The following is a 10,865-nucleotide window of genomic DNA, read 5'->3' as shown; positions in this document are numbered from 1 at the left end:
TTCGCCCGCTAGTGGGGTCAATATTCCACGCCGAAACACAGAACAGCCTTCCAAGTCAGATTTCTGCTGCTCGCGCCGAACAAGGAACCGAGCAAGCGAGACTTGAAACTGGTGTTATTGTCCGTTGCGCAATTTGTCATGTCAGCATCGATGAAGTGAAGGCTAAGGGATGTGGGGTGTCTTTACAACGGTGCAACCTTGACGAGGTGAAAGGCCGGATTGAACGGACCGAGAAACACGTCGCTGAGTTAGATCGTCAAAGACTGGCGCTGCCCGGAGAAATTGAAAAACTCGATCAGGAAATCGCTCGATTGGATGGTGAGATTTCCAAAATTGATGCTTCTTTCTCTCAACTCGAACAGCAGGTTTCTAACGCCAACAAGGCTATCAATCGCGCGCAGGACTTGGTGAGAGAAGCTAACTGGTTCGACCGCCAGTTAGGTGATCGCGCCCGAGTAGTTCAACGCTTGGCTAGTGTTGACAGAATACTGGAAGGCCAGCGACAAAAGATGGGCCTTGAGCGCGAGCGCGCTGCAGCAGCGATAGGTGATCTGGAAACACTCTTTCGACAACTTGTCGCGAATTTGATGCCCAATGGTTGCACTGGGAAAGTGAAGCTGGACGGTAACGGTCTGCATCCTGAGATATTGCTTGATCGCGGCGCAGGTCTTTCAACGGCGGCAGTAGAGTCATTCAAGATCGTTGCTTTTGACCTCGCCGCCATGATCCTCTCGGTGAATGGAAAGGCGAACCTACCATCGTTCCTCATCCACGACAGTCCCCGCGAAGCAGACCTCGACGCTGGCATTTACTCAAATCTCTTTGATTTCACGCTGGGCCTGGAAGAGAAGACTAGCCCCCCTCCATTCCAGTATATTGTGACGACAACTACAGCTCCATCACAAATCACAGCTGATCATCCCACAGTACGGCTGAAACTGTCGTCAACCCCACCTGAGGCCAGATTGTTTGCGATGGACTTTTGATGATCGAGACGCCCCAATCCTTTGTTACCCGTCAGGAATGCGAAAAGGTCACATACCAGAACGGCTTCCGGCGTCCCCATGGCGAAATTGGTGGCTGGCGCCAGTACAGTTCGACGACTGCGCAAGGATCGATCTGGCTCGCTCGGGAGACACACGGCGCGTGGTTCCTAGCCCTAGATCACGCCGGGGTCATTGCAGAGATCGGGATTGAAGTGTCCGATATCGCAGGACCAGGCCTCGCACGCTTCCGGCTTGCCTCACTGGTACAGCTTTATGGGGTAATGCCAAGAATTTACGAACTTGCCGCAAGTCTTCCTAACGCGCCCCTTCAGGAGTTTCTTCACCGTACAAAGAACTTGCCGAAGACGACGGAGGCAGAACGCCTTGTGGTGCAGCGTGTGGGGCAGGATATTTTTCGGGAGCGGCTGCTGCAATACTGGCAGGGGCGCTGCCCCTTGACGGACATTACGGACCCGGCGCTCCTGCGCGCTTCGCACATCAAGCCGTGGAAGGATTGCGAAACCGACGGCGAGCGTATGGATGTGCACAATGGCTTATTGCTATCGGCGCTTTGGGATGCCGCGTTTGACACGGGTCTGGTGACATTCAATGACGATGGAAGCCCGGAGTTCTCGGTTCATTTGAGCAAGGAGGCTCGCTCGTCATTGGGCTTTCGGGAACGCCTGAGCTTTACGCAAAAGCATAAGGAGTTCCTCGAATGGCATCGTGCGATGGTTTTCCACCCCCCCCCAAGGTAGGTCCTCGCAGGCTGCATGGTCATTATGAAGTTTAAGAAAACCTCGCCACTTCCGAAGCAAGTCCACCATGGCTAAACTCGACGGCCGCTACCCATGAGATGATTTCCCAACCGAACGCGTCGATGATGAAAGCGAGACGGATCACCTCGCCATTCCAGCAGGTGAACTCAAATCTGACTGTTTGATTTTCTAACTATTTCTCCAATTCGTTCCGACCACCAGGCTGTCATTTTAACACGTTCGTCCCAATAAGATGCACGGTGGTAGGCTCGGCGTACTGCATTGCCACCAATGTGAGCCAATTCGGCTTCGATGGCGTCAGCACTCCAAGTGTTGCTTTCGTTTAAAAGTGTTGAGGCGGTGGCGCGAAATCCGTGCGAGGTGGCATCGTCCTTGCTAAACCCCATTCGTCTGAGTGCCTGATTCATTGTGTTCTCACTAATCGGTCGCTCAGTTGATGTGCTAGATGGAAATACTAAGCGCAGATCGCCGGTGCGATTGTGTTGCTCCCGCAATATTTCTATGGCCAACGGCGGTAACGGCTTCTTGTGTGGGCGTCGCATTTTTGCGCGTTCAGCTGGGATTATCCAAACTGCATTTTCAAGGTCGAATTCATTCCATTCCGATTGGCGGAGTTCTCCGGGACGCGGATAAAGCAAAGCCATTAACTTTAGAGCCGCACAGGTTTCCAAAGTACCCGAGTAAGCCCAGATCGATTTTAACAATTTGGCAAAGACGGTCCAGTCTGTGACTGCGGCCTGATGTGTGACTTTAGGCGCGATAATAGCGCCCCTTAAACCAAAGGTGGGGTCATTCTCGGCTCGTGCGGTGGCAATTGCATAACGGAAGACCTGACTTATGACAGCACGCAGGCGTCTGGCGGTTTCATAATTACCTTGTGCTTCCACTCGGCGCAGTGGTACGAGGATATCCGTTGCAGATATCTCCGTTATTTGTTTGTCTCCCAAGTCGCTTATTGCAAGGCTTACTAGCCAGCGCTTTTTTCCAAGTGTTGCTGCGGATTTACCTTCTCGCGCGTTTTTGTCCAGTAGTTCATCGGCCAATGCTGTGAAGCTATCTGTCACCAGCCGTTCACGAGCGACCTTCTCTTCCTTCTTTTTCGAAGAGGGGTCTATGCCGGATGCGAGGATCTTACGCGCTGCGTCGCGGGCCGCGCGAGCTTCTGCAAGGGACACGTCTGGCCATGTTCCGAATGAAAGCTGCTTTTGTTTTCCCTCAAAGCGATAGACCATTCGCCAGAGCTTGCTTCCTGTGGGATTTAAGACGAGTAAAAGTCCGCCTGAGTCGCCGTGCTTTGTGGGTTTAACTGATGGCTTTAACGCTCTTATGCGTGTGTCGTTCAAGGGCATTGTGTTGGCATCCCGATATCCAGTTGATGGCATTCCAGCAAAATGCCATCAATAATGCCATCAAATTGTTTGGATGCCACTGGCTGTTCATGGATGTGTAAGGATGAATGATAACAAAAAAGCCCGCTTGCGCGGGCTTTTTGAGGTGCTTCTGGACCTTGGTAGTGGTCTGAAGACTTGGAAATGGTGCCCAGAAGAGGACTCGAACCTCCACGCCCTTGCGAGCGCCAGCACCTGAAGCTGGTGCGTCTACCAATTCCGCCATCTGGGCGACGAGGTTCATCTAAGGGGTCGGCATGGCTGTGTCAATCGTCATTTCGACATTCAGCCAGCTTTTTTATCAGTTGCGCTGTTCACAAGAAAAACCGACCGGCAATGGAGCCGGGCGCGGCAAAAAAGAGGCCGGCCCGGGAAAACATCAGACGGAAAGTACTTCCTTGGAAGCGATGGTCGAATCGGCATTGAGCTTGTAGACGACCGGGACACCGGTGTTGAGTTCCTGCTTGAGAATCTCTTCCGGAGACAGGCCATCCAGCGCCATGATAAGGGCGCGCAGGGAATTGCCGTGGGCTGCGACGAGCACCGTTTCGCCGCGCAGCACATGCGGCTGGATGGTGTGAAGATAATAAGGCCAGACGCGCGCGCCAGTGTCCTTGAGGCTTTCGCCGCCCGGCGGCGGCACGTCGTAGGAACGGCGCCAGATATGGACCTGCTCCTCGCCCCATTTGGCGCGGGCATCGTCCTTGTTGAGGCCCGAAAGATCGCCATAATCGCGTTCATTGAGCGCCTGATCGCGGATCGTTTCAAGGTTCGACTGGCCCAGTTCATCAAGAATATGCTCGCATGTCACCTGAGCGCGCGAAAGAACCGAAGTGAATGCGATATCGAATTTGAGGCCAGCGGCCTTAAGGCGCTGCCCTGCCGCTTTTGCTTCTGCATGGCCCTGTTCGGTCAGACCCGGATCGCGCCAGCCGGTGAAAAGGTTCTTCAGGTTCCATTCGCTTTGGCCGTGACGGACCAGGACGAGAGTACGGGACATATTCAATGCTCCATGGTGAGTGGGAATCAGTCGTTAAGCCCGAGCACGTCGAGCATGGAATAAAGACCGGGCTTTTTTCCATAGGCCCAAAGCGCGGCTTTCACCGCGCCGCGCGCGAAGATGGTACGGTCTTCGGCATGGTGGGAGAGGGTGATGCGCTCACCGGGTCCAGCGAGAATGACCGAGTGATCGCCTACAACCGAACCGCCGCGCAGTGTCGCAAAGCCGATTGTGCCTTCCTCGCGCGGGCCTGTATGGCCGTCGCGCACACGTACGTTTTTCTCGGCAAGGCTGACAGCGCGGCCTTCGGCGGCGGCTTCGCCAAGCAGAAGTGCTGTGCCTGAAGGAGCATCGACCTTATGCCTGTGATGCATTTCAAGAATTTCGATATCGAAATCTTCCGGTCCGAGCGCCTGCGCGGCCTTTTGTACCAGAACAGAGAGGAGGTTAACACCAAGGCTCATATTGCCGGATTTGACAATTGTGGCGTGGCGGGCAGCGGCGTGGATTTTTTCCTCATCTTCGGGGGAACAGCCCGTGGTGCCGATCACATGTACAATACGCGCCTGTGCGGTCAGCGCAGCGTAATCGATTGAAGCCGAGGGGCTGGTGAAATCGAGCACGCCTTGTGCCCTGGCGAAAATGGGCAGCGGATCATCGGTGATCTGGATGCCCAGATTGCCGACACCAGCAATTTCTCCGGCATCCTTTCCCAGAAAAGGAGATTCAGGGCGTTCTATCGCGCCTGCAAGCCGAACTCCTTCCATCGTGTGAACGGTGCGGATGAGGGCCTGTCCCATGCGACCGCTTGCGCCGACAACCACGAGCCCCATTTCGGTGTCATTGGCCATTGGATTTTTCCTTTGTGCCTGCATTTTCAAGAAGAATATCGTCATTGCCGCTCTGCAATTGATAGAAGCGGGCATAGACGCCATTCGGAATGTTGATCAGATCGCGGTGACGGCCTTCTTCAACCACGTGGCCTGCCTCGATGACCACGATACGGTCGGCATTGACGACAGTGGAAAGACGGTGGGCAATAACAATCGTTGTCCGGTCCTGCATGATCTGATCGAGCGCGAGCTGGACGCGTTTTTCGGATTCATTATCGAGCGCGGATGTCGCCTCATCGAGCAGTAGAACTGGCGCATTACGCACGATGGCGCGTGCAATCGAAAGGCGCTGGCGCTGCCCGCCCGAAAGTGTGACGCCATTTTCGCCGACCGGGGTGTCATAACCTTGCGGCTGTTGTTCGATGAATTCATGTGCATGGGCGAGTTTCGCCGCTTCGACGATCTCTTCCTGCGTTGCATCCGGGCGCCCGTAGCGGATATTGTCGGCGATGGTGCCTTCGAACAGATAGGGCTGTTGCGAAACATAGGCGATCGAATGGCGCAGCGATCGCTTGGTGACTTTTGAAATGTCCTGCCCATCAAACAAGATTTCGCCTTTTTCCATGTCATAGAAGCGCTGGACCAGACTGATGAGCGTCGATTTGCCCGCGCCGGACGCGCCGACCACGGCGGTCGTTTCTCCGGCTTTCGCGACGAAGCTTATGCCATGCAGAACAGGTGCGGCTTGGCCATAGGAAAAATACACGTTCCTGAAACTGATCTCGCCCGCACCGGCTTTGAGCTCTATTGCTCCGGGCAAGTCACCCTGATGCGGTTCGATATCGAGCACTTCATAGATCATGCGCGCATTGACCAGCGCCCTTTCGAGTCCGACCTGAAGGCGCGCAAGCCTGCGCGCCGGATCGTAGGCGAGAAGCAGGGCGGTGATGAAGGCGAACATTGCACCGGGCGGTTCCTGATTAAGGATCGCGCGATAACCGCTATAGGCCAGCACACCGGCAATAGCGAAGCCGGCCAGAATTTCGGCAATCGGGGTGGTGCGTTCGGAAACGCGAGCGATCTTGTTGCTGCGCCCTTCGGCCTGCACGATCAACGCGTCAATCTTGGAACGCAACTGCTCTTCCATAGTAAATGCCTTGACGATCGCAATTCCTTGCACCGATTCTTGCATGGCGCCGAGCAGATGGGAATTGAGATGCACCAGGTCGCGCGTCACCGCGCGGATACGGCGGGAAATATAGGCAACCGACAGAACCAGCGGCGGGCCGATCAGGAAAACGACAGCCGACATGAACGGGTCGGTATAAAACATCATGGCGACCAGCCCGATCAATGCGACCAGATCGCGTGCGATCGAAGTGATCGTCATGTTAAGCAGATCGCGAATGCCGTTGACGTTCTGGTTGATCTGGGCGGCAAGATGGCCGGAGCGCGTATCGTTATAAAAATTGAGGCCCAGTTTCATGAGATGGTCGAAGATGCGCTTTTGATAGCGCGCGACCAGATTGTTGCCGATCTTGGCAAGCTCTACTGCCTGAATATAGCTCGAAAGACCGCGCAGGATGAAAATTCCCAGAATCGCGCCGCAGATGATCCAGATGAGGCCGATTTTCTGTTCATAGAAAATTTTGTCGATCATCGGCTTCATCAAATAGGCAAGCACACCGTTGGAGGCCCCGACGATGAGCGATGCCGCGATAGCGATAATATAGCTTTTCTTATATTGGCGCCCATTTTCCGACAGCATGCGGCGAATGACGCGCGTGGCCTCGCCCGGATCAATCTTCTTGTTTTTCTTCCTGAATAAACTCACGGGCAAAGGCGCTTTTTATCTGGCAGCTGGGGCTGTGAAGGATTTCATTACAGCGCTTCTATAACGTTATCTTAGCCGATATGCCAGCGGCGGCCATCGGTGGAAACTTCGAAGCGTGAAGGCGTGCGTGCGAAAGCGGAAAGGCCGCTCAATGCTGCAAGCTGATGCGTGATCACATGAATCGGAATGTCACGCATGATCAGGCCGTGGGGCGCTTTGTCTTCGAACGCCGCGCGGAAAGACTCGGCCTTAAGGGCGGATAAAATGCGCTGCGGAATGCCACCGGAGAGATAAACGCCGCCAAGCGCCATGAAAATCAGCGCCAGATCGCCAGCGATACGACCAAGATAGGTGACGAACAGATCGAGTGTTTCGACCGCTTGTGGATTGCTGCCGTCAAGTCCGGCATCGGTAATGGCCGCAGGTGTGTCGAAGACCGGGGGTACATTATCGGCGGCACAAATTGCTACATAGAGATTGCGCAAGCCTCGGCCGCAAAGGATTTGTTCTGCTGCCACGCGCCCCTCAATGCGCTCGATATGCGGAAAAACCTGATAGTCGCGTTCGCTACGCGGGCCGATATCGATATGGCCGCCTTCGCCGGGGACCGGAACCCATGCCTTGTGGGTGCGTATCAGTCCGGCGACGCCAAGTCCGGTTCCGGGGCCGAGCACGACGCGGGTGGCGATGATTTCTTCCCGTTTGCCGCCGATCTGTTCAAGATGCTCGCTTTCGAGCGACACCACGGCGAGCGCCTGAGCCTCGAAGTCGTTAAGGACGGTGACGTCCTTGAAGCCCAGATTTGTAATCAGCCCCTTGGGGCGGACCACCCAATCGCAATTGGTGAGGTCGATTTCATCGCCATCGACGGGGCCTGCTACCGCCAGTATAACAGAGCGCGGCAGGATCGATGTGTGATCGAGAACGGCGCTCTGGATGGCTTCGTCGATGGTGGTGTAATCCGCCGTCTGGACGATGGGGAATTCTTTGGGTTCCGCGTAGGAATCAACAAGGAGAGCGAAGCGCGCATTGGTTCCGCCAATATCACCGACAAGAACGGGGAATTTGAAACTCTGTTCGGCGTCTATCGTGGCTTGCATTGTTATTTCCTGTTGCTCAATCTGCGTAGCTGCTTTGTCCTGCCGACCTTTCCGCTGGCCTATCGATCCAGCGCCTTGACCAGTCTTTCAGCTGTTGCTCGGTTCAGCGCCATGGGAATGTCATAGACGCTGCCCAGACGAGTGAGGGCCTTGACGTCCACATCATGGGGAAGCGGGGAGAGGGGATCTATGAAAAAGATCAGCACCTGCACCGTTCCTTCCGCTATCATCGCGCCAATCTGCTGGTCGCCGCCGAGCGGGCCGCTCTTGACCAGATGGATATGCAGTGACGGACAGACGTCCTGAATAAGTTTTCCGGTCGTTCCGGTCGCGACAATATCATAGCGCGACAAGGCCACTTCATGCATGCGCGCAAATGCGACTATGTCGTCTTTTTTCAGGTCATGAGCAATCAGGGCGATGCGTACACGTTCATTCATGGGTTGATAACCTTGTCATTCTGCTCCAGCGGCCACCATCTTTCACAATTTGGCTGGAATTGCTCTCACTATTTTATTGTGCACTGTATGTCACATCGGCAATTGAATTGGGCGCGGGGCCATCGAGCACGGCGGCACAAGCTTTCGGCAGGTCTGAAACCATGACGGGTTTTGGCTTTTTGGACGGCTTGCTTGATGGTTTTGCAGGCTTCCACGGCTCGTCTGTAAACCACCATGCCAGTGATTGATCGCATCCGTCTCCGAATGGGACCTTCGCCTGCGGCGTGCACTGCGTGGAGCCAGGCTGGCAGGTGAGGCGGATATGAAAATGGTAATGATGCCCCCAATAGGGGCGGATCTTGCCAAGCCATTTCCGGTTGCCTTTCACTGTGTCGCAAAGTTTCTTCTTGATGCCCGGATGTACGAAAATACGTTCAACTTCCGGGTAGCTCGCGGCATGCTTCAAAAGGGCGGTGCGGCTCGAGGTCCATTTCTTCGGATCGATATAGAGCGAATCCGGCTTCAGCATAGACACGGCCGACACGCTTTCGCGTTCTGCATCGGTAAAACGCTTTTTGGGCATCGGGGTCAGCCAAATATCGGCATCGAGGCCGACCTGATGCGAAGCGTGCCCTGTCAGCATCGGTCCGCCGCGCGGCTGGGAGATGTCGCCGACGAGGAGGCCCGGCCAGCCGTCCGTTGCTGCGTCCTGGGACAGTTTTTCCAGAAGGGCGATCATGCGGGGATGGCCCCACCGCCGATTGCGTGACAGGCGCATCACCTGCCAGTTGGGCCCGTCGGTTGGGAGCGCGACTGCGCCTGCAAGACAACCCTTGGCGTAAAAGCCGATGGATTGTGGCTGTTGCGTCAGAACGGGCAGTGTTTGTGTGCCAAAAGCCTGTTTGGCAGGTATATTTTCTGCCGCAGCCAGCGGTGCGAAGTCAGCGGAGACCATAGCCACTAGCGCGGCGGCAAAAACGATCTTTTTCAGTTTGTTTGCGGTCATGGGCCATTCCATGGTTTGCCGGGAGGGCGTCGCGGCTGCGAATCAAGGCGATCAGATTGACGACATTATGCTGTGTGATGGGCTAGCCAGCAATGCCGATCGCTTGTTCGGTGCGCTCAGCCGAGTTTTGGTCAGTCCTTATGAAGCCGCGCAAGCATTGCGAGGGTCAGGGTCGGCATGACGGTGCAGAAGACGACGAGCGGCCATGCCGTATTGCCTGGAAGCAGGATGATGAGGGCCGTCCCAGCAAAACTGACGATCAGGCTCTGAATGCAGAAATAGACGGCGACCGCCATGCCTGCGCAGTCATCGAATGCCGACAAAGCGCCGTTTGCCGCCATTGATACCGTCAGAACGATACCAACGGCAGCAAGCCACATCGGCAGGATGATGCTTGTGAAGGACGGCTCCAGCAGTTGCTCGCCCAGCAGGAGCAGGCACGCACTGACAAGGAGCGTCATCATGCCGAAAGCCACGCTGGTTCGCGCTTCCCGCTTTTGCATGTAACGCGGGAGGATGCGCGTCGCGATGATCATTGCGACAGCAACGCTTCCAAAGGCAAGGCTGAAGCCGGTTTCTGTAAAGTCCGCCCGCTCGATCAGGATGCGCGGTGATGTGGAAAAGAACACAAAGAATGTGCCCATCGCCGTGCTGAAACTCAGCGTGTATGTCCAGAAGGTGAAGCTTTTCATGATCCGCGCAACGGTGTCTCGCGACGGATGGCTGCGCGTCGGGCGTGTTTCGTGCCAATGGCGAGCGGCCCGCCATACGGCAATGGCGGTCAGAAAACCGAGCATGGCGAAGATCGCGCGCCAACCAAGGCTCTGTGCGATCAGTGCGCCGGCGACTGGTCCCAGCGCAGGCACGAAAGACAGCATGGCGCTGAAGAGACCGTAGATCGTCGCGCCTTCCGGCCGTGTGGCATAGACATCCCGGATGGTTGCGAAAGTGGCGACAAGGGCTGCTGATGCGCCCACAGCCTGAAGAAATCGCAGGAATATAAAGACGATCGCATTATCTGTCATGGCGAGCATGAAGGATGCGATAGCGAAAAGCGTAGACCCGCCGAGTAGTATGGGTCTGCGCCCATAACGGTCGGAGAGGGGGCCGAACAGAAGTTGGCCGACACCGAGCATTACCATATAGAGGCTCAATGTGAGCTGCACCATGGCGGGCGTTGTTTGCAGAATACGCGGCATGGATGGCACCACCGGCAGGTAGATATCCATGGCAAGCGAGGCGAGAATGTCGAAAGGCGCCATAAGCGCGAGCGCAAATGGCAGGGAGTGGCTCCAGGATGGAGCTTTCTGGTCATCAAAGGGCATGATTATGCATCCGCTCGAAAGAATGATCGGGCGGCGATCTGCCTGTAATTATGGTATTGAGTCCGGGACAGATGCCGCAACAGGTTGGAAGACTGTTGCGGCTTATTTTTCTGCTGACTTGGCGTTACCCATTGTTCCGATCCCGTTGAACATTATTGCGCGTGTTTTTACCAG

The 10,865-nt window shown here is 55.5% G+C and carries 9 protein-coding genes, 1 tRNA gene and 1 pseudogene; 2 read left to right on the top strand and 9 right to left on the bottom strand.

The window, feature by feature from the left end; translation table 11 throughout:
* A pseudogene (locus KUG47_RS11835) lies at positions 1-986 on the top strand (DUF2326 domain-containing protein); the annotation flags it as partial.
* Positions 986-1,744, top strand: coding sequence for an HNH endonuclease (locus tag KUG47_RS11830; protein ID WP_217678162.1), 759 nt, complete (start codon positions 986-988; stop codon positions 1,742-1,744). The pseudogene KUG47_RS11835 and the gene KUG47_RS11830, both read left to right, overlap by 1 nt.
* Before the next feature lie 167 nt (positions 1,745-1,911).
* On the opposite strand, the gene KUG47_RS11825 is transcribed toward KUG47_RS11830, so the two are convergent.
* From KUG47_RS11825 to cml, 9 genes are all read right to left on the bottom strand, one after another.
* Positions 1,912-3,114 (bottom strand): tyrosine-type recombinase/integrase, encoded by a 1,203-nt coding sequence (locus tag KUG47_RS11825; RefSeq protein WP_217678161.1) that lies wholly within the window; start codon positions 3,112-3,114, stop codon positions 1,912-1,914.
* A 184-nt stretch (positions 3,115-3,298) separates the two neighbouring features.
* Positions 3,299-3,385, bottom strand: a tRNA-Leu gene (locus KUG47_RS11820).
* Positions 3,386-3,532: 147 nt separating this feature from the next.
* Positions 3,533-4,153 carry a 2,3-bisphosphoglycerate-dependent phosphoglycerate mutase gene (locus KUG47_RS11815; RefSeq protein WP_217678160.1) on the bottom strand — a complete coding sequence of 207 codons (621 nt, stop codon included), beginning with the start codon at positions 4,151-4,153 and terminating at the stop codon, positions 3,533-3,535.
* Positions 4,154-4,179: 26 nt separating this feature from the next.
* Positions 4,180-5,004, bottom strand: coding sequence for a 4-hydroxy-tetrahydrodipicolinate reductase (gene dapB / locus KUG47_RS11810; protein WP_217678159.1), 825 nt, complete (start codon positions 5,002-5,004; stop codon positions 4,180-4,182).
* Positions 4,994-6,820 carry an ABC transporter ATP-binding protein gene (locus KUG47_RS11805; protein ID WP_217678158.1) on the bottom strand — a complete coding sequence of 609 codons (1,827 nt, stop codon included), beginning with the start codon at positions 6,818-6,820 and terminating at the stop codon, positions 4,994-4,996. The genes dapB and KUG47_RS11805 overlap by 11 nt, the downstream gene beginning before the upstream one ends.
* A 71-nt stretch (positions 6,821-6,891) precedes the next feature.
* Positions 6,892-7,920: a glucokinase gene (locus KUG47_RS11800; RefSeq protein WP_217678157.1), complete on the bottom strand. Its 1,029-nt coding sequence runs from the start codon at positions 7,918-7,920 to the stop codon at positions 6,892-6,894.
* Between the two features lie 59 nt (positions 7,921-7,979).
* Positions 7,980-8,360, bottom strand: a complete 381-nt coding sequence (locus KUG47_RS11795; RefSeq protein ID WP_217678156.1) for a methylglyoxal synthase — start codon at positions 8,358-8,360, stop codon at positions 7,980-7,982.
* Between the two features lie 73 nt (positions 8,361-8,433).
* The gene (mepA, locus tag KUG47_RS11790) at positions 8,434-9,366 is read right to left on the bottom strand and encodes a penicillin-insensitive murein endopeptidase (RefSeq protein ID WP_217678155.1); all 933 of its coding nucleotides are present in this window, start codon (positions 9,364-9,366) and stop codon (positions 8,434-8,436) included.
* A gap of 131 nt (positions 9,367-9,497) precedes the next feature.
* Positions 9,498-10,691 (bottom strand): CmlA/FloR family chloramphenicol efflux MFS transporter, encoded by a 1,194-nt coding sequence (cml, locus tag KUG47_RS11785; RefSeq protein WP_217678154.1) that lies wholly within the window; start codon positions 10,689-10,691, stop codon positions 9,498-9,500.
* Positions 10,692-10,865: the final 174 nt, after the last annotated feature.

The sequence above is a fragment of the Falsochrobactrum tianjinense genome (assembly GCF_019100495.1).
In the GTDB taxonomy this organism is placed as follows: domain Bacteria; phylum Pseudomonadota; class Alphaproteobacteria; order Rhizobiales; family Rhizobiaceae; genus Brucella; species Brucella tianjinense.
Note: the sequence above shows the minus strand (reverse complement) of the source record. Positions and strands in the feature narration are given on the sequence as shown.